The organism is Streptomyces sp. NPDC055025 (assembly GCF_053608565.1).
Map to the genome: position 1 here is coordinate 1 of NZ_JBSGVS010000037.1, position 19479 is coordinate 19479.

General features: G+C 68.6%; 16 protein-coding genes. 11 read left to right on the top strand and 5 right to left on the bottom strand.

All coding sequences use genetic code 11. The features are described 5' to 3' along the window. Positions 1–70: 70 nt before the first annotated feature. From ACWGDX_RS22515 to ACWGDX_RS22535, 5 genes are all read right to left on the bottom strand, one after another. Complete coding sequence (locus ACWGDX_RS22515; RefSeq protein ID WP_365904947.1) at positions 71–859, bottom strand: SDR family oxidoreductase; 789 nt, start codon at positions 857–859, stop codon at positions 71–73. Positions 860–961: 102 nt separating this feature from the next. After that, entirely contained in the window at positions 962–2230 is a 1269-nt protein-coding gene (locus ACWGDX_RS22520) for a cytochrome P450 (protein ID WP_453628139.1), read from the bottom strand. A gap of 65 nt (positions 2231–2295) precedes the next feature. After that, the gene (locus ACWGDX_RS22525; RefSeq protein WP_453628141.1) at positions 2296–3135 is read right to left on the bottom strand and encodes an SDR family NAD(P)-dependent oxidoreductase; all 840 of its coding nucleotides are present in this window, start codon (positions 3133–3135) and stop codon (positions 2296–2298) included. Between the two features lie 98 nt (positions 3136–3233). Then, positions 3234–3812 (bottom strand): TetR/AcrR family transcriptional regulator, encoded by a 579-nt coding sequence (locus ACWGDX_RS22530; protein WP_453628143.1) that lies wholly within the window; start codon positions 3810–3812, stop codon positions 3234–3236. Positions 3813–3904: 92 nt separating this feature from the next. Continuing rightward, positions 3905–5665: an ATP-binding protein gene (locus tag ACWGDX_RS22535; protein ID WP_453628145.1), complete on the bottom strand. Its 1761-nt coding sequence runs from the start codon at positions 5663–5665 to the stop codon at positions 3905–3907. A 1490-nt stretch (positions 5666–7155) separates the two neighbouring features. On the opposite strand from ACWGDX_RS22535, the gene ACWGDX_RS22540 reads away from it, so the two are divergent. The 11 genes from ACWGDX_RS22540 to ACWGDX_RS22590 all read left to right on the top strand — a co-directional run bounded on the left by ACWGDX_RS22540 (position 7156) and on the right by ACWGDX_RS22590 (position 19469). Then, on the top strand, positions 7156–8472 hold the full coding sequence (locus tag ACWGDX_RS22540) for a response regulator transcription factor (protein ID WP_453628147.1): 1317 nt from the start codon (positions 7156–7158) through the stop codon (positions 8470–8472). A gap of 430 nt (positions 8473–8902) precedes the next feature. Beyond that, positions 8903–9328, top strand: coding sequence for a MarR family winged helix-turn-helix transcriptional regulator (locus tag ACWGDX_RS22545; RefSeq protein ID WP_363084199.1), 426 nt, complete (start codon positions 8903–8905; stop codon positions 9326–9328). A 125-nt stretch (positions 9329–9453) separates the two neighbouring features. Beyond that, entirely contained in the window at positions 9454–10917 is a 1464-nt protein-coding gene (locus ACWGDX_RS22550; protein ID WP_453628149.1) for an FAD-dependent monooxygenase, read from the top strand. Between the two features lie 16 nt (positions 10918–10933). After that, complete coding sequence (locus ACWGDX_RS22555; RefSeq protein WP_453628151.1) at positions 10934–11260, top strand: TcmI family type II polyketide cyclase; 327 nt, start codon at positions 10934–10936, stop codon at positions 11258–11260. Further along, positions 11257–12537 carry a beta-ketoacyl-[acyl-carrier-protein] synthase family protein gene (locus ACWGDX_RS22560; RefSeq protein WP_382853760.1) on the top strand — a complete coding sequence of 427 codons (1281 nt, stop codon included), beginning with the start codon at positions 11257–11259 and terminating at the stop codon, positions 12535–12537. Before ACWGDX_RS22555 ends, ACWGDX_RS22560 begins: the two co-directional genes overlap by 4 nt. Next, positions 12534–13763, top strand: a complete 1230-nt coding sequence (locus ACWGDX_RS22565) for a ketosynthase chain-length factor (protein WP_363084203.1) — start codon at positions 12534–12536, stop codon at positions 13761–13763. Before ACWGDX_RS22560 ends, ACWGDX_RS22565 begins: the two co-directional genes overlap by 4 nt. A gap of 13 nt (positions 13764–13776) precedes the next feature. Then, complete coding sequence (locus ACWGDX_RS22570) at positions 13777–14046, top strand: acyl carrier protein (RefSeq protein WP_453628153.1); 270 nt, start codon at positions 13777–13779, stop codon at positions 14044–14046. Positions 14047–14061: 15 nt separating this feature from the next. Then, positions 14062–14847, top strand: coding sequence for a 3-oxoacyl-ACP reductase FabG (fabG, locus tag ACWGDX_RS22575; RefSeq protein ID WP_453628155.1), 786 nt, complete (start codon positions 14062–14064; stop codon positions 14845–14847). A 61-nt stretch (positions 14848–14908) separates the two neighbouring features. Next, positions 14909–15856: an aromatase/cyclase gene (locus tag ACWGDX_RS22580; RefSeq protein ID WP_453628157.1), complete on the top strand. Its 948-nt coding sequence runs from the start codon at positions 14909–14911 to the stop codon at positions 15854–15856. Positions 15857–15859: 3 nt separating this feature from the next. Continuing rightward, a complete protein-coding gene (locus ACWGDX_RS22585; protein ID WP_453628159.1) occupies positions 15860–17860 on the top strand; it encodes an SDR family oxidoreductase in 2001 nt (666 codons plus the stop codon). A gap of 37 nt (positions 17861–17897) precedes the next feature. Next, the gene (locus ACWGDX_RS22590; RefSeq protein ID WP_453628160.1) at positions 17898–19469 is read left to right on the top strand and encodes an acyl-CoA carboxylase subunit beta; all 1572 of its coding nucleotides are present in this window, start codon (positions 17898–17900) and stop codon (positions 19467–19469) included. The last annotated feature ends 10 nt before the right edge of the window (positions 19470–19479 follow it).

Sequence of the window (19479 nt, forward strand, 5' to 3'; positions counted from 1 at the left end):
CGTAGGGAAGGCCGGGGGGAATCTCGCCCCCGGCCTTCCCTACGTTCCGCTTTCCGACTTCACCACCGAGTCACTGGAAGAACTTCGTCGTGGCGTGGAGTTGCTGGTCGAGGACGTCGTAGCCACTGTCCACCCGGATTATCTGGCCGACCGCCGCGCCGAAGCTTTCGTCGGCGACGGCTGCCACCGTCCTGGCCGCGTCGTTGGCGTCCAACACCCTGCCGAGGACCGAGCGCTCCTCCGTGTACTTGCGGAGTTCGTCGTTGAGCACACCGGCCGTCGCGTCTGTTCGTACCGTCGCGAAAGCGACCGTGTTGACCGTGATCCCGTGCTGCGCGGCCGTCGCGGCGACGTGGCGGCTGAACGTGTTCAGCGCCGCCTTCGCGGTCGAGTGCGCCGCGACGCTGCCGACCCAATCCGCGGCGGTGCTGGAGATATAGACGATCCGCCCCGCACCTCGCTTCTGCATCGCGGGCACCACGTTCTGGGTGAGGAAGAAGGCGCCCGCCAGCTCCCCGCTGACCTTCCCGATGAACGCGTCCCACGACAAGGAGAGCAGCGGCTCGAACGGCGGGTTCACCGTGTTGGCGTTGCAGATCAGCACATCGATCCGGTCGTGGGCGGCATACACGTGCCGAACCAGATCCCTGACCTGCTCACCGTCACAGACGTCGGCCTGCCGCGCCTCCGCGGAGCCGCCGGCCTCCTCGATGTCGCTGACCACACCCTGCGCGGCGACCGAGTTCTCGCGATAGTTCACCACCACGTGGTATCCGCGTCGCCCCAGTTCCCGGGCGGTCGCCGCGCCGATGCCCCGGCCCGCCCCGCTGATCAACGCTACCCGCCGTGGCTCACTCATGTGTCCTCCAGTTCACGTGCGTCGTAGAGAAACCCTGTCCTCAAGCTAAAGCCGGCAGGCGGTCGCCGCCCCTGTGGCTGTCCCACAGGATTCACCGGCGGATCACCACGCGACGGGAAGGCTCTTGACCCCGAACACCAGTGATTCGCTGCGGTACGTGATGTCCTCGAACGGCACCGTGAGCCGAAGGTCCGGAAAGCGGCGGAACAGCGCGGGCAGCGCGAGGCGAAGTTCGAGGCGGGCGAGTTGCTGGCCGACGCACTGATGCCGGCCGTAGCCGAAGGCCAGATGCGGCACGGGTTTGCGGCGCAGGTCGAGCGCGTCGGCGGGGGACGACAGGACGGCGCCGTGGTTGGCCATGAGCGTGGAGACGACGACATGCTCCCCGGCGCGGATCTCCTGGTCGTTGACCGAAAGGTCCGTGTTCGCCTGCCTCACCAGTGGGGGCGCCACCGCCAGCAGTCGCAACAACTCCTCGACGGCGCCGCCGGACAGCGAATCGTCGTCACGCAGGATCGCGAGCTGCTCCGGGTGCGACAACAACGCCAGCACGCTGAGCCCGATCATGCCGGAGAGGGTGCCGTGTCCGGCCACGAGGACGTCGAGCCCCATGCCGACCAGCTCGTCGTCGCTCAACTCCGCGCCGTGCTTGCGAACCAGGTCCCCGAGGATGTTGTCACCCGGCTCCCGCCGATGCGCCGCGACCAGTTCGGCCATGTAATCGGTCATCGCCGCGAAGTTGTCCTGCTGGACCTCCAGCGTGGTGTCGACGCTGCTCGCGATCGAACTGCGCTCCAGGATGCCGCTTCGGTCCTTGAGTGGCGCCCCCAGTAACTCGCAGATCACGATCAGGGGCAGCGGTTCGGCGAACGTCTTGATCAGGTCGACGCCCGGACCGGCTTTCTCCACGGCATCCAGATGCTCTTCGACGATCTGCCCGATCACGCCGCTGAGCGCCCGGATCCTCTTCATCGTGAAGGCTCCGGACTGCATCCGGCGATACCGGGTGTGCTCGTCCCCGTCGTAGTTGAGCAGCACGCCCGGCTGGTTCATCACCGAGCGCGGGCCGGTCCAGTTCGGATCGAAGGCGAACCCGACCTCGTAGCGAGCGTCGGACAACACCGCGCGGGCATCGTCCTCGCGGGTGATGAGGACGGCCCCGACCTCGCCGAGCTGGGAGTTCGGCACCGGAACCCGGTGCAGCGACGGGTCGCGGTGCAGCTCGACGAGATCGGGGCCGGGGCGGAACGGGCACTCCCCCTGGCGGTGGTTGTGGGGCATCGACACCGGTTCGGTCATGGCGTTCGCTACCTTCCTGACGACACGAGGGTCATTCAGCGGGAATGCGCGTGCAGTCGAGCGCCGGCTCACCGAAGACGGCAGACCGATCGGGCCGGCGCGATGTCTCCTGAGGGCTGTCCCGTAGGGACCGTTCGCTATGAGGCGCTGAGCTTGTTGTGCAACAGCTCCCGCGTGATGCTCTCCAGCCGTGCCGCGGCGTCCTTGTCGAAAGCCGGGCGGAGGAGACTGAGCGGCGTGCCCTCCACAACGGCGCTCAGCGGTTCCCGGGGCGGAGCGTCGATGATCTCGACGATCGGGGGGATGGCGAACTCGACCGGCTGCGCGGCGTTCTTCATCCGGTCGACGTAGGCCGCGGTGGCAGGGTCGAAGTCGCCCGCGAAACCGGTGCGTGTCCCACCGGGGAACAGCAGTACGTACCGGGCGCGATGCCCCTTGCTCTCCTCGGCGAACGAGACGCCGAGGAGGTCGTTCAGCCGTCCACCCTGGAACATGGCCGACCAGCCGTCGTAGCCGTGCTTCAGCCCGAGGTCGTTCCACTGGATGCCCGCGGTTCCCGCACCCGGGCCGGCGATGTTCATGATGATCGGACGGTCGGCCTTGTCCATCTGGTCGGCCAAGCCGTATCCGAGCAGGTACCGACTGAGGTAGTACAACGCGAAATTGTGCTCGAATCCTTCCGGAGTCACCGTTCGATAGGTACGGAAATACCGCGCACATAACACGAGGACGTCCACCGCCGTGAACCTCGTCTTGATGTCCCCGATGACGCGCTGGTTCTCGCTGACGAGGCTGAGATCGGCCTCGATGAAGAAGGCCCGGTCGGCCGCGCCCGTCTTTTCCGCCCTGTCGAGGAACTTCTTCCCCTTCGCCGGATCCGGGCCGAGGATGACGACCTGATCACCCCGGTCGAGATAGGTGTGCGCGAGCGCCTGCCCGATCCCTGAGGTGCCCCCTGTTACGACAATGGTCTTCATCGTGATCCTCCTCGGAGCACTGAGTGGAAAATTGTGTGCTGCAGAAAATCTCCCGCCCCAGGGCAGACTCCACCACCGGGCGAGCAATGGAAAAAGAATCAGACGGCCGCGGCGGCGATTTCTGCCTGAACCACGTCCCGGGCGAGTCCGACGGCCGTTGCCGCGGCACCGGTGGGACCCAAGGTCGACCCGCTGACGTAGAGACCGTCGATGATCAGCATGATCCGGTCGCCGAGCTTGTCCGGGTCCGCGGCCGGAGTCCGGCGTGCGAGTTCACGCAATTGCTCGCGCACGTCCTGGAAATGCTTCAGGGAAACCTGATGTGCCGGGTGATCGGGATCGGGAAATTCCGCGTGCGTGTTGCGGAGTGGGCAGCCCCTCGTGTTCGGCGCCATGCCCTGGACCGTTCGGACCAGTTCGACCAACTGGTCCTCCGGTTTGTCCACCGCGGCACACACGGCGACCACGGTCTGTTCCCAGGCTCGGGCGGACCGCTCGAGATAGGCCACCACCAACTGGTCCTTACTGGAGAACTCCCGGTAGAGCAATTGCTTGCCGCACCCGAGTTCGTCGATGATCTGTTGCATTCCGACCGCGTGCACGCCCCGCCGGTCGAAGAGATCGGCAGCGGCGTCCAGAATGCGCTCGCGGGTATCGGGAGCAGGTTTCCGGGGCATGTTCCGACTGTAGCAGACCAATCGGTCCCGTACGGGTGAATGCCGATCGCCGGTCGGGTCCTCCATCCTCCGAGGAGGTCGGCGTATTCGGTTCAGTCCTTGATTTCGCAGACGGTGGCGCCGGCGGTGAGGGAGGCGCCGACCGCGGCGGCGAGGCCCTTGATCGTGCCCGTGCGGTGGGCGTTGAGGGGCTGTTCCATCTTCATCGCCTCCAGTACGACCACCAGGTCGCCCTCCTTGACCTCCTGGCCCTCCTCCACGGCGACCTTCACGATCGTGCCCTGCATCGGGGAGACCAGGGTGGTGCCCGAGGCGGCCGAGGCGGATTTCTTGGCGGCGCGGCGCTTGGGCTTGGCGCCGGCGGCGAGGCCGGTGCGTGCCAGGGTCATGCCGAGCCTGGTGGGGAGGGAGACTTCGAGGCGTCTTCCGCCGACTTCGACGACGACGGTCTCGCGGCCGGGTTCCTCGTCGGTGTCGGGGCCGGTGCCGGCGGGAGAGGTGAAGGCCGGGATGTCGTTGGCGAACTCGGTTTCCATCCAGCGGGTGTGGACGCTGAACGGGTCGGCCGTGAAGGCGGGGTCGGTGACGACCTTGCGGTGGAAGGGCAGCGCGGTGGCCATGCCCTCGACCGTGAACTCGTCGAGCGCGCGCGACGCGCGCTGAAGGGCCTGTTCGCGGGTGGCGCCGGTGATGATCAGTTTGGCGAGCAGGGAGTCCCAGGCCGGGCCGATGACCGAGCCGGACTCGACGCCCGCGTCCAGCCGGACGCCGGGGCCGGTGGGCGGGGTGAAGGTGGTTACCGTGCCGGGGGCGGGGAGGAAGCCGCGGCCGGGGTCCTCGCCGTTGATCCGGAACTCGAAGGAGTGTCCGCGCACGGCCGGGTCGTCGTAGCCGAGCGGTTCGCCGTCGGCGATCCGGAACATCTCGCGGACCAGGTCGATGCCGGTGACCTCCTCGGTGACCGGGTGCTCCACCTGGAGGCGGGTGTTGACCTCCAGGAAGCTGATGGTGCCGTCGGTGCCGACGAGGAACTCGACGGTGCCCGCGCCGACGTACCCCGCTTCCTTGAGGATCGCCTTGGACGCCGTGTACAGCTCGGCGTTCTGCGCGTCGGTCAGGAAGGGGGCGGGGGCCTCCTCGACGAGTTTCTGGTGACGGCGCTGGAGGGAGCAGTCGCGGGTGGAGACGACCACGACATGGCCGTGCGTGTCGGCCAGGCACTGGGTCTCGACATGGCGGGGCTTGTCGAGATAGCGCTCGACGAAGCACTCGCCGCGGCCGAAGGCGGCGACCGCCTCGCGGACGGCCGAGTCGTAGAGTTCGGGGATTTCTTCGAGGGTACGGGCGACTTTGAGGCCGCGTCCGCCGCCGCCGAAGGCCGCCTTGATGGCGATCGGCAGACCGTGCTCCTCGGCGAACGTCACGACCTCGTCCGGGCCGGTGACCGGGTCGGGGGTGCCGGCCACCAGGGGGGCGCCGGCGCGCTGTGCGATATGGCGGGCGGCGACCTTGTCACCGAGGTCGCGGATGGCCTGCGGCGGCGGGCCGATCCAGGTCAGCCCGGCGTCCAGGACCGCCTGGGCGAATTCCGCGTTCTCGGACAGGAATCCATAGCCCGGGTGGATCGCGTCCGCGCCCGAATCCTTCGCGGCCTGGAGCACCTTGGCCATGTCCAGGTAGCTGGCTGCCGGGGTGTCACCGCCCAGGGCGAACGCCTCGTCGGCCGCGCGGACGTGCAGGGCGTCCCGGTCCGGGTCGGCGTAGACGGCTACGCTCAGGATCCCGGCATCCCGGCAGGCACGGGCGACGCGGACAGCGATCTCGCCTCGGTTGGCGATGAGCACCTTGCGCACGATGAGGCCTTTCGTGTCGGTCCCCTGGTTTCGAGGAGGCACTCCTGGAGGTCTTCCGCGGCCGGGAACCTCAAGACGGCCAGGGCCACCGATCCGCCTGGGGTGGCACTCCGGCGTGACGATATGTGCGTCGCCGGTACGACGGCCCGTCAGCTTGGCGCCGGGCTCGCTGACGCCCTGGAAGCAGAATCAGCGGCGAGGCGGTTTCACTCATTCCATTCTCTTTCGCGTTCCCCGCCGAGCAGCGACATCATCTCGATATCGGAAATCTTCCGGAAACCTGATGTCGCGGACAGGCGGGCAGGCTGTTTCGCAAGGCGTTTACTTCGCGGAAACTTTCGAGTACATCGGCCTTTTCCTGTTCGCATCGTCGTGGAAACATTGAGTACGCGATCGAATGCGAAGCCCTGGGGGGACGATCTGCTTATTTGCCGGCAGCACGATGCTGACATGCCTGTTTGCATGCGACAAGAGTTGATCGCAGAACCTACGGGGGATCCGTAAGAACGCCCGAGGTATGGCTGAGAAGGCTCGTGGTGCGGCATGGACCAGGATTTCTCGGCCGGGACACCGCCGTTGAGTTGCCACCGGCGAACTGCCCAGTCGCCGCACGCAAGACCAGAACCGGCACTGTGCGGGGGAGAAGGTGCCGCAGGTAGACCAATGAGACCGGCGGGCGGACGCCGAGAGCCGTTCATGAATACGCGCATTTGTCGGGACTGAGCTGGCAGGACAGGGCCGGTGTCAGTTTTCGCGGTACGGACGAGGACGGGATGGAATCGGCCACTCTGGCGCTTGCCGCCGGGTGGGGCTTGGTATATGCCATGCCCTGATTTACAGTCGAACGACAACTTTGCAGTTCCGCGTTCTTCGTAGAGGTGGTTCACGGACCCGAGGATCGGCAACGCAAGGCTCCCGCGCACGGGTGGTGCCGTCCCGCATCACTCCGTCCGGACGACCCTCACGAAGGAATTCCCCCCGGCTGCACCGGACAGTGCTGTCCGTTCGTAGTCGAACGCAATGACGCCCCTCGGTCATCACCGACAGGTGACACGGGCGGCGCGCCCTGCGATATGCCCGACCGGCCCCGACTGCCGGACCGATGTCGTCCACGTCTTTCCCGCCCGGCCCCCTCCCAGCCTCCCAGTCCGTCCGCGACGATGCGCGTCGGGCAGTCGGCGCTCCGGTTCTACGGACGCGCGACAGAGAGACGCTTCTGCCATCCCTCCACAGCCGACGACAGTGGCCGATTGCGCCGGTGTTGAGCGATTCACCACGTCAAGGAGAGTTCCTTGCTTCCGCCCGATGAGAGATCTTTTGTGGCACTGTGCCGCGCGGAGCCGACCTCAGGCCGTGAAGCCGCGGAGGCGCGTGCCACCAAGGCCCCTCGGGGTCGCCAGACGGTCCGGCACCCGGAAAACCACAGGTCACTCCAGGAAGGGCGCGTCATCAGCGAAGATCCGAAGCTGCTCTTTGAACGGGCGGCCCCTGTGGGATCGCGCCCCCGAGGCACCGCGGGCCGCGATGCGAAGAGCGGGAGGGGCTGCGCACCCCCGGGGCCGGTCTCCCACCAAGGGCACACCACCACCTATATACCGGCGGCTTCCATCCTGGACCACGATGAGCGATTACCGTCCAACGGGCAGCGTCTGGTCCTGCGCAACATCGAACTGGCCAACCTCGGGGCGAACCGTGCGATGGTCGCCACGGAGACGGACTGGGTCCTCGGCACGGACGCGCTGCGTAGCGAGCCGTATTCCATGTGGCTGGCGATCCTGACGCTGCTCTACACCGGCGACCTCGCGTCCGCGGACGCGCAGTGCGAACGGCTGGCCAGTGACCCCGTCTGGGTCGCTTCGGCCTGTCACCAGGATCTGCTCACGCTGCTGCGCGCGCGCAGTCTCCTGCTGTCGGGGGACGCGCGTCAGGCGTCGGGCATGCTCGGTGCGTTGCTCACCCGCGGAACGTCGAGGTCGCTGACCTGTCTCGCGGTCGCCTGGCTGGTCGAGGCGTTCGTGCAGATCGGCGAACTCGACAGCGCCCACAAGGTACTGCTCGACCACGGACTGGCCGATCGTCTCGACGCGTGTCTGCCGGACCGGATCCACATCCTGGCCGCGCGTGGCGCTCTTCACGCGGCGATGGGCCAGTTCCAGCAGGCAGTCGACGCGTACATGGACTGCGGCCGGATTCTGAACGCCCTCAATGTCGCCAACCCCGCGGTCATTCCCTGGCGTTCGAAGGCCACGTTCGCCGCGCTGGCGGCCCGCAGATACGATCTGGCGCTCGCGCTGTCCGAGGACGAGCTCATCGCGGCGAGGAAGTGGGGCTCGCCGCGCGGTATCGGAACGGCACTGCACGCCGTGGCGGTGTCGCGCCGGGACGAGACCTCGGTGCCCCTGCTCGACGAGGCCGTCAAACTGCTGGAAGTGGGCCGTGCCCGCACCGAGTTGATCCAGGCCCTCTACGACCTGGGCATGCTGCTTCTCCGGCAGAACGATGTGCCGGGGGGACGGGGCCGGCTGGAGGCCGCCGACGCGGTGGCGCGCGAGTGCCGCAATGTCTTCTGGTCGGAGCGCGTCCGGGGCGCACTGGGACTCCAGAGTGGCTCCGACACCGCCCGTCTGCTCACCCGGCAACAGGACAAGATCGCCCAACTCGCCCGTGCCGGATACAGCAATCGGCAGATCGCGAAGACGCTCTTTCTGACGGTTCGTACGGTCGAGTTCCATCTCTCCAGCGTCTACCGGAAACTCGGTATCTCCGGCCGGCGGCAACTCGTCACGGCGATGGACACTGTTTCATAGGGGGCCCGGAAGCCGCTCGGAGCGCCGCTCATCTTCACCGAGGTGAGCGGCGCTTTCCGTTGTCGCGGACGGAACTGACGGAGGTACGGAATACGAGGAGGACCGACCGGTCCACCTCGTCATGAAACCTGCGTTCCACCGTAGACTCTCAAACCCTGCGGTTCCACCGTAGATTGTCAGGTCTCCCCTTGTAGCCCACTGACCGAAGATGCCAGAGTAAGGCTGTCAGGTGATCGACTGTGAACCCCCGGCGATCGCGAACTCATCAGCTCGATTCGAGATTCTCCACGCCGTATCGATAACTCCTTGGAGCGGGTCGGGGATCTGATCGGCAGGGCCGCGCCTCGGTTCGACGGCAGGAATGCCTTGGTCGCGGGTGATCGTCCGCAGGTCCGTATGCGCAACTCGCCGTACCGGGGAGGTAATTTCCATGCTCCAGCAGAACACCACGAAGCGTATCGGTTACTGGCTTCTGTATCTGCATCAATTGTTCGACGAATCGACCGCCCGCGCGCTGTCCGGCGAGAATCTGAATCGGCGGCAGTGGCAGGTGCTGCACGCGATCAGTATCAAGGTGGACACCGTCGCCGGTATCGACAACGCGTTCGCTCCCTTCCTGGCCGTCGACGGGGCCGATTCGTACCGGCCGGTCGTCGACGGGTTCGAGGGCCGCGGCTGGGTCGCGGAGAAGGACGGCTCCCTCACGCTCACCGAATCCGGCGCGGCGGCGCACGAGCGGGCCGAATCGCTGGTCAATGCCCACGCGGCCGAATCGCTCGCCGGTATCTCCGAGGCCGAGTTCCTCGCTGCCAACGATGTTCTGGCGCGGATCGCTTCCAATGTCGAGAAGCAATAAGGGATCACCGTGATGAGCGGCTTCTTCCTGAACACCGGGAAGCCGCCGAGTCATTTCCGGAGCCGGACCACTGCTTGAGACTGCTGGTTCCGCCGAAGCCGACGCCGTCACTCGTGGAGAATCATATGGACGCTTCAGTCATTGTCGTCGGTGCTGGGCCCGCCGGGCTCATGCTGGCCGGAGAACTGCGCCTGGCAGGCGTCGATGTCATCGTGCTGGACCGGCTGCCCGCACGTACCGGGGAGTCACGCGGTATCGGGTTCACCATCCGCACCATGGAGGTATTCGACCAGCGGGGTCTGCTGCCCCGCTTCGGCGAGATCCAGACCAGCGAGGCGGGGCACTTCGGTGGCCTGCCGCTCGATCTGGGCGTGCTGGGTGCCGCCCATGGATCCGCGCAGGCCGTGCCGCAGTCGACGACCGAGGCCGTGCTCGAAAGCTGGGCCCGGGATCTGGGCGCCGACATCCGGCGCGGGCAGGAGTTCACCGGGCTCACGGAGGACGCCGACGGAGTGAGCGTCACCGTGCGGGGCGGCGACCGGGCGCTGCGGGCCCGGTATCTGGTCGGCTGCGACGGCGGGCGCAGCACCGTCCGCAAGGCCGCGGGCTTCGACTTTCCCGGCACCCCCGCCACCACGGAACTCTTCCTCGCCGATGTCCGGGGAGTCGAGCTGGAACCCCGTATGGCCGGTCAGCAGACCGCCGGCGGCATGGTGATGGTGGCGCGGCTGCCCGGTGGGATCCACCGGATCATCGTCGGGGAACGCGGGACGCCACCGCGGAGGCGGACCGGAGCGCCCGACTTCACCGAGGTCTCCGATGTCTGGAAGCGCCTCACCGGCACCGACATCTCCATGGCGGAGCCGGTATGGGTCAGCGCGTTCAGTGACGCCGCCCGTCAGGTCACCGAGTACCGGCGCGGCCGGGTGCTGCTGGCCGGTGACGCCGCGCACGTCCATCTCCCCGCCGGCGGACAGGGGATGAACACCAGCATCCAGGACTCGGTGAACCTGGGCTGGAAACTCGCCGCCGTGGTACGGGGAACACACTCCGAGGCACTGCTCGACAGCTACCACGGCGAGCGGTACGAGGTCGGCCGCAGGCTGCTGCTGAACACCCGGGCGCAGAGCACGCTCATCCTCGGCGGTGACGAGGCAGGTCCGCTCCGTGAGGTCCTCGGCGAGCTGCTGGAGCGGTCCGAGGCCGAGCGCCATCTGGCCGCCAAGGTCAGCGGCCTGGACATCGAGTACGACGTCGGCGGCGGCGGGAACCCGCTGCTCGGAGCACGGATGCCGCAGCTCGAACTGGTCCGCGGGAACAAGCACACGACCACCTGGGAACTTCTGCGGCCGGCCCGCGGAGTGCTCCTCGATCTGGACGACAACGCCGCTCTGCGACGGCGCGCGCAGAGGTGGACCGACCGGGTCGACATCGTGACGGCGACGGTCCGCGACACCCCGTCCGACGGACCGCCGACGGGGATCTCGGCGGCGTTGCTGCGCCCCGACGGACATGTCGCCTGGACCGCTCCCGGCAGCCACGCCGACCTACCGATGGCCCTGGACCGCTGGTTCGGGCCGCGACGATGACGAGGAGAGGGAAAGCATGCACAGCACATTGATCGTGGCCAGGATGGCCCTCGGGTCAGCCGGGGACGTTGCGGAGATCTTCGGCGCCTTCGACGGGACCGAGATGCCGGCGCGGATGGGAACCCGGCGCCGCCAGCTCTTCGAGTACCAGGGCCTCTACTTCCATTTGCAGGACTTCGGCGAGGACAACGGCGCCGGTCGTATCGAGGAAGCGAAGACCGATCCCCGGTTCATCCGGATCAGCGAGGACCTCAAGCCCCACATCGACGCCTACGACCCCACGACCTGGCGCTCGCCCGCGGACGCCATGGCCCGTCGCTTCTACAGCTGGACGGCGTCATGAGCGGCGCGCGGGGCCGTCGGGTGGTGATCACCGGTGTCGGGGTGACCGCGCCGGGCGGCTCGGGCGTCAAGGGCTTCTGGCAGTTGCTCACCGACGGACGGACCGCCACCCGCCGTATCTCCCTCTTCGACCCGTCGCCGTTCCGTTCACAGGTCGCCGCGGAGGTCGACTTCGACACCGAACTGTCCGGGCTGACCCCGCAGGAGATCCGGCGGATGGACCGGGCCGCGCAGTTCGCCGTGGTCACCGCCCGCGAGGCGGTTTCCGACAGCGGGCTGGACTTCGACGCGCTGACCCCCCACCGTACCGGGGTCACGATCGGCAGCGCGGTGGGGGCGACCACCGGCCTGGATCAGGAGTACCGCGTCGTCAGCGACGGCGGCCGGCTGGAACTGGTCGACCACGACTACGCCGTACCGCATCTCTACAACTATCTGGTGCCCAGCTCGTTCGCGACCGAGGTCGCGTGGGCCGTAGGCGCCGAGGGGCCGAGCACCGTGATCTCGACCGGCTGCACATCCGGTCTGGACGCGATCGGCTACGCGGCGGACGTGATCAGGGAAGGCTCGGCCGATGTGATGATCGCGGGCGCGGCCGACGCGCCCATCTCCCCGATCACCGTGGCGTGCTTCGACGCGATCAAGGCCACAACTCCCCGCAACGACGATCCCGAGCACGCCTCGCGGCCGTTCGACGCGAGTCGCAACGGGTTCGTCCTGGGCGAGGGCGCGGCCGTGTTCGTACTGGAGGAGCTGGAGAGCGCCCGCGCCCGCGGTGCCAGGATCTACGCCGAGGTGGCCGGCTTCGCGACCCGTTCGAACGCGTTCCACATGACGGGTCTGCGTCCCGACGGCAAGGAGATGGCCGAGGCCATCCGGGTGGCGCTCGACGAGGCCAGGCTCAACCCGGAGGACATCGACTACATCAACGCGCACGGCTCAGGCACCAAGCAGAACGACCGGCACGAGACCGCCGCGTTCAAACGCAGCCTCGGCGAGCACGCCTACCGGACGCCGGTCAGCTCCATCAAGTCGATGGTCGGGCACTCCCTCGGTGCCATCGGATCGATCGAGATCGCCGCCTCGGTGCTGTCCATGACGAACGACGTGGTGCCCCCGACGGCGAATCTGCACCAGCCGGATCCCGAGTGCGATCTGGACTACGTACCGCTGACCGCCCGCGTCTGGAAGACCGATGCGGTGCTGTCGGTGGGCAGCGGATTCGGCGGATTCCAGAGCGCGGTCGTGCTGGCGAACCCCGAGCGGAGCACACGATGACCACGAAGACCTGGGTCACCGGACTGGGGGTGGCCGCGCCGACGGGGCTGGGTCTGGAGGAGTACTGGTCGGCGACGCTGGCCGGCCGCAACGCCATCGGCCGCGTGACCCGGTTCGATCCCTCGTCCTACCCGGCGCGACTGGCGGGTGAGATCACCGGGTTCGCCGCCGAGGACCACCTGCCCGGCCGGCTGCTTCCGCAGACCGACCGGATGACGAGGATCGCCCTGGTCAGCGCCGACTGGGCGTTCTCGGACGCGGGCGTCGTCCCGGAGGAACTGCCCGACTACGACGTCGGGGTTATCACGGCCAGCCACTCCGGTGGCTTCGAGTTCGGCCAGAACGAGCTCAGGGCGCTGTGGAGCAAGGGCGGCCGGTATGTCAGCGCGTACCAGTCCTTCGCCTGGTTCTACGCCGTCAACAGCGGTCAGATCTCCATCCGCAGCGGATTGCGCGGACCGAGCAGTGTTGTGGTCAGCGACCAGGCGGGCGGACTCGACGCGGTCGCGCAGGCCCGCAGACAGATCCGCAAGGGCACCGCCATGGTGATCTCCGGCGCGGTCGACGCGTCGATCTGCCCATGGGGGTGGGTCGCCCAGCTCACCAGCGGCCGGCTGAGTGTCAGCGAGGATCCGGAGCGGGCGTATCTGCCCTTCGACGACCGGGCCGGTGGCCATGTCCCCGGCGAGGGCGGGGCGTTGCTGGTGCTGGAGAGCGCCGAACACGCCCTGGAGCGCGACGCTCCGCACATCTACGGTGAAATCGCGGGCCACGCGTCCACGGTGGATCCCCGGCCCGGCAGTGACCGGACGCCGACGCTGCAGCACGCGATCGAACTCGCCCTGGAGGACGCGGGTCTGGCCCCCGGCGACATCGGAGTGGTGTTCGCGGACGCCGCCGCGATCCCGGAGCTCGACCGGGTCGAGGCGGAGGCGATCACCAAGGTCTTCGGACCCCACGGGGTGCCGGTGACCGCGCCGAAGACGACGACCGGCCGGCTCTACTCCGGCGCCTCGCCGCTCGACCTCGCCGCCGCGTTCCTGTCGATGCGTGACGGAATCATCCCGCCGACGGTGGGCTCCACGCTGTCGAGCAGGTACGAGATCGACCTGGTGACCGGTACGCCGCGTCCGGCGGCACCGCGCACCGCCCTTGTACTGGCGCGCGGCCAGGGCGGATTCAACTCCGCCATGGTCCTGCGGGCCGTGGACCGCTCTCAACTCTGACGAAGGACCGGACATGTCCGACACGGAATTCACCCTCGACAAGCTGGTGCCCATCCTCCTGGAGGGCGCGGGCGCGGACGAGCACGTCGACCTCGGCGGAGACATCGCCGACACCTCGTTCACCGATCTCGGTTACGAGTCGCTCGCGATGCTGGAGACCGCCGGCCGGATCGAGCGGGAGTACGGCATCAGCCTGGACGAGGCGGCGCTGGCGGAGGCGGTCACCCCGCGCGCGCTGATCGATCTCGTCAACGCCCATCTGCCCGCCGCGCGGGCCGTCTGACCGGAGGACGCCATCATGACTGACAACGCGCCCAGGACCGCCCTGATCACTGGTGCGACCAGTGGGATCGGTCTCGCCACCGCCCGTCTTCTCGCCGAGCAGGGACACCGGGTGTTCCTCTGCGCCCGTGACGAGAAGGCCGTCGCTGACACGGTCAAGAGCCTGCAGGGCGAGGGGCTGGAGGTGGACGGCACCACCGCCGACGTACGCTCCAAGGAGGATGTCGCGGAGTTGGTGCAGGCCGCGGTCGCCCGGTACGGGACGATCGACGTGCTGGTCAACAACGCGGGCCGCAGCGGGGGCGGGGTGACCGCCGACCTCGCCGACGAGCTGTGGTCGGACGTCATCGCGACCAATCTCACCAGTGTGTTCGTGGTGACCCGCGAGGTGCTCAACGCCGGCGGCATGCGGGCGAAGGACCGCGGCCGGATCATCAACATCGCCTCCACGGCGGGCAAGCAGGGCGTGGTGCTGGGCGCGCCGTACTCCGCGTCCAAACACGGCGTCGTCGGCTTCACCAAGGCACTCGGCAACGAGCTCGCTCCGACCGGTGTCACGGTCAACGCCGTGTGCCCCGGCTATGTGGAGACGCCGATGGCCCAGCGGGTCCGGCAGGGCTACGCGGCGGCGTACGACACCACCGAGGACGCGATCCTGCAGAAGTTCCAGGCCAAGATTCCCCTCGGCCGGTACTCGACGCCCGAGGAGGTCGCCGGCCTGGTCGGCTATCTGGCCTCCGATCTCGCCGGCTCGATCACCGCGCAGGCGCTGAACGTCTGCGGAGGGCTCGGCAACTTCTGACCCCGGGCCCCCGGGCCCGCATATGCGATTCCCGATGACGTGACGGTGTAAGGAGAAACGCGTGTCCGAGCAAGCCGGCCGCAAGGTCGAACACGAGATCACGGTCCAGGCGGGCGCCGGCGAGGTCTATCGCCTGCTCGCGGAGGTCGAGAACTGGCCGAGGCTGTTCCCGCCGTCGGTGTACGTCGAGTACGTGGAGCGCGACGGGAACCGGGAACGGATACGGATCTGGGCCACCGCCAACGGCGAGGCGAAGAACTGGACGTCGCTGCGCGAACTCGACCCGGAGGGGCTGCGCATCACCTTCCGGCAGGAGGTCACCGCGCCCCCGGTGGCGGAGATGAGCGGCACCTGGATCATGGAGCCGCGCGGTGACCGGGAGACCCGGCTGCGCCTGCGGCACGAGTACCGGGCCGTCGACGACGATCCGGAAGGGCTGGCCTGGGTCGACCGTGCCGTCGACGAGAACAGCCGCTCCGAACTCCCCTCGCTCAAGGCCGGACTCGAGGAGGCGACGCGGACCGCGGAGCTGACGCTCTCCTTCGTGGACTCCGTCCAGGTCGGCGGTTCCGCCAAGGACCTCTACAGCTTCGTCAACGACGCCGATCTGTGGACCGAGCGGCTCCCGCACGTGGCCAAGGTGAATCTGACCGAGGACACCCCGGGTCTCCAGGTACTGCGCATGGAGACGCTCACCCGGGACGGCTCCGCGCACACCACGGAATCGGTCCGGGTGTGCCTCCCGCACCGCAGGATCGCCTACAAGCAGACCACACTGCCCGCGCTGATGACCCTGCACACCGGGTACTGGCAGTTCGACGAGGAGACCGACGGGGTCACCACCGCCAGTTCCCAGCACACCGTGGTGATCAACGCGGGGAACATCGGTGCGGTCCTCGGTCCGGACGCGGGCATTGCGGAAGCCAAGGAGTTCATCCGTGAGGCGCTCGGCGCCAACAGCCGGGCGACACTCGGCCACGCCAAGGAGTACGCGGAAGCGCGGCGCTGACCGATGTCCGCCCAGACGTCCCCCGCCCCCGTGGGCACCGATGTGGTGGTCGTCGGCGCGGGCCCGGTCGGGCTGCTGCTCGCCGGTGATCTGTGCGCCCGGGGCGTGCGGACCATCGTGGTGGAGCGGCTGACCGAGCCGATGACCGAGTCGCGGGCGTCCACCCTGCACGCCCGCACGATGGAGGTGTTCGCCGAGCGTGGCATCCTCGACCGCCTCGGGGAACTCCCGGACGGCGGGCCGGGGCATTTCGGCGGCATTCGGCTCGACTTGACCCGGGCCGACCCCGGCCATCCGTACGCCGGGCAGTGGAAGTGCCCGCAGGCTCGCATCGAGGCGGTGCTCCAGGAACGGGCCGTCGAGCTGGGAGCGCAGATACGGCGCGGACGGCGGCTGGTCGGCCTGGCCGACCGGGGCGGCCAGGTGCTGGTCGAGACCGTCAGGGCCGACGGGGCGAAGGAGCAGACGATCGGCTCCTACGTGGCCGGCTGTGACGGCTGGCGGTCCACCGTACGGCGGCTCGCGGGGTTCGACTTCACCGGCCAGGACGCGACCCGGGAGATGCTGCGGGCCGATGTCGCGGGGATCGACATCCCGGAGCGACGGTTCGAACGGCTGCGGAACGGACTCGCCACCGCACACCGCTGGCCGGACGGCAGCACCCGGGTCATGGTGCATGTGTTCGGGGCCGCGCCCCGCACACGCGCCGGCGAACCGGACTTCGCCGAGGTCGTCGGCGCGTGGGCGGAGGTGACGGGCGAGTACATCGGCCACGGAGAACCGCTGTGGCTGAACGCCTTCGACAACACCCGGCGCCAGGCGGCCCGGTACCGCCGGGGCCGGGTACTCCTCGCGGGTGACGCCGCCCACGCGCAGATGCCGGTCGGCGGACAGGCACTCAACCTCGGTCTGCAGGACGCGGCCGAACTCGGTGCGCGACTCGTCGAGCGGTTCGCGGGCGGAGCGGGCGAGGAACAACTCGACGGCTACCACGCGGTACGCCATGCCGTCGGCGCTCGCACACTCACCAATATCCAGGCGCAGTCCTTCCTGCTGCTCGGCGGGCACGAGGTGGACGCGCTCCGGGAGACCTTCGCCGAGCTGATGCGGTTCGACGGCGTCCGCGCCCGGCTGGCGCGCGTGATCAGCGGCCTTGACGTTCCGGGTACCACGGCCGCGCCACCGCCCGCCGCTGCTTCAGCCCCCACAACGACACCAAGGGACAGGAGTACCAGGATGGACAGGCTCACGAACAAGACGGCGCTGGTGACCGGTTCGAGCCGGGGAATCGGCCGGGCCACCGCGCTGCGGATGGCCGGGGAAGGCGCGCTGGTCGCCGTTCACTACGCTTCCGACGAGCGGGCCGCGCAGGAGACCGTGGGGCTGATCGAGCGGGAGGGCGGCCGGGCCTTCGCCATACAGGCCGAACTCGGCGTGCCCGGTGATGTGCACGAACTGTTTCTCGGTCTGGAGCGCGGGCTCAAGGAGCGGACCGGTGAGACCGTGCTCGACATCCTGGTCAACAACGCGGGCCGGCAGACCGCCGCCGGGGTGGCCCCGGAGGACATCACCCCCGAACACTTCGACCAGCTCTTCGCGGTCAACGCCAAGGCCCCGTTCTTCATCGTGCAGCGCGCGCTGGCCCTGTTGCCCGACGGCGGCCGGATCATCAACATCTCCTCCGGGCTGACCAGGTTCGCCAACCCCGAGCAGACCGCGTACGCGATGACCAAGGGCGCGATCGAGCAGATCTCGCTGCACTTCGCGCGGCATCTCGCCCCGCGCCGTATCACCGTCAACAGTGTGGCGCCCGGCATCACCAACAACGGCAGCCCGGTCTTCGACATCCCCGAGGCCGTGGAGCAGATGGCTCAGCTCTCGGCGTTCAAACGGGTCGGCGAGGCGGTGGATGTCGCGGACGTGGTGACGTTCCTGGCCACCGACGAGGCCCGCTGGATCACCGGCGCGTTCATCGACGCGAGCGGCGGGACCCTCCTGGGCTGACCGCCCAGGGCGAGCACACGAGACAACAGGAGGACCGATGACGACGGTTCAAGGACCGCCGAGCATCGCCGACCAGCTCGGCGAGCTCAAGCAGTTGAAGGAGCTGGCGCGGCTCGGGGCCGATCCCGAGGCCACCGAGCGCCAGCACGCCAAGGGCAAGCTGACCGCGTACGAGCGCGTCGACCTCCTGCTGGACCCCGGGAGCTTCACCGAGGTCGAGCCGCTGCGGCGGCACCGGGCGACGGGCTTCGGGCTCGAAACGAAGCGGCCGCACACGGACGGTGTCGTCACCGGCTGGGGCACCGTCGAGGGCCGGACCGTGTTCGTCTACGCGCATGACTTCCGGATCTTCGGCGGCGCGCTCGGCGAGGCCCACGCACAGAAGATCCAGAAGATCATGGACATGGCCATGGCGGCCGGCTGTCCGCTGGTCTCCCTCAACGACGGCGCGGGCGCGCGTATCCAGGAGGGCGTGTCGGCGCTGGCCGGCTACGGCGGGATCTTCCAGCGGAACACCCGGGCCTCGGGAGTCATCCCGCAGATCAGTGTGATGCTGGGCCCGTGTGCGGGGGGCGCGGCCTACTCCCCGGCGCTCACCGACTTCGTCTTCGCGGTCCGCGGGATCTCGCAGATGTTCATCACCGGCCCGGACGTGGTCCGTACGGTGACCGGCGAGGAGGTCTCGCAGGACGGGCTCGGCGGCGCCGATGTCCACGGCGGGGTCTCGGGGGTCGCGCACTTCGTCTACGACGACGAGGAGACCTGCCTCGCCGAGGTGCGCTCCCTCCTGTCGATGCTGCCGTCCAACAACCGTGAGCTGCCGCCCGCCGTGCCCGCCGGGGACGCGGCAGACCGCCGGGTCGACCGGCTGCTCAACCTGGTGCCGCTCGACGGCAACCGGTCCTACGACATCCGCACGGTGATCGCGGAGATCGTCGACGACGAGGACTACCTGGAGGTGCACGCGCAGTGGGGACCCAATCTGGTCTGCGCGCTCGCCCGGCTCGACGGGCAGGTGACCGGGGTCGTGGCGAGCCAGCCCGCCGCGCTGGCCGGCGTCCTCGACATCACCGCGAGTGAGAAGGGCGCCAGATTCGTTCAGTTCTGCGACGCCTTCAACATCCCGCTCCTGACGCTGGTCGACGTGCCCGGCTTCCTTCCCGGCGTGAGCCAGGAGCACGGGGGCATCATCAGGCGCGGCGCGAAGCTCCTGTACGCGTACTGCAACGCCACGGTCCCGCGTATCTCCCTGATTCTGCGCAAGGCCTACGGCGGGGCCTACATCGTGATGGACTCGCGCTCGATCGGTACGGATCTGGCGCTCGCCTGGCCCACCAACGAGATCGCGGTCATGGGCGCGGAGGCCGCCGCCGACGTGGTCTTCCGGCGGGAGATCGCCGCCTCGGAGGATCCCGCAACCACTCGCGAGCAGAAGATCAAGGAGTACCGGCGGGAGCTGGTGCACCCCTACTACGCCGCCGAACGCGGACTCGTCGACGATGTGATCGATCCCGGCAGCACCCGCGCCGTCCTGATCCGGGCGTTCGCGATGCTGCAACGCAAGGACGCCGATCTGCCGCGCCGCAAGCACGGGAACCCGCCGCAGTGACCGCGCCGAC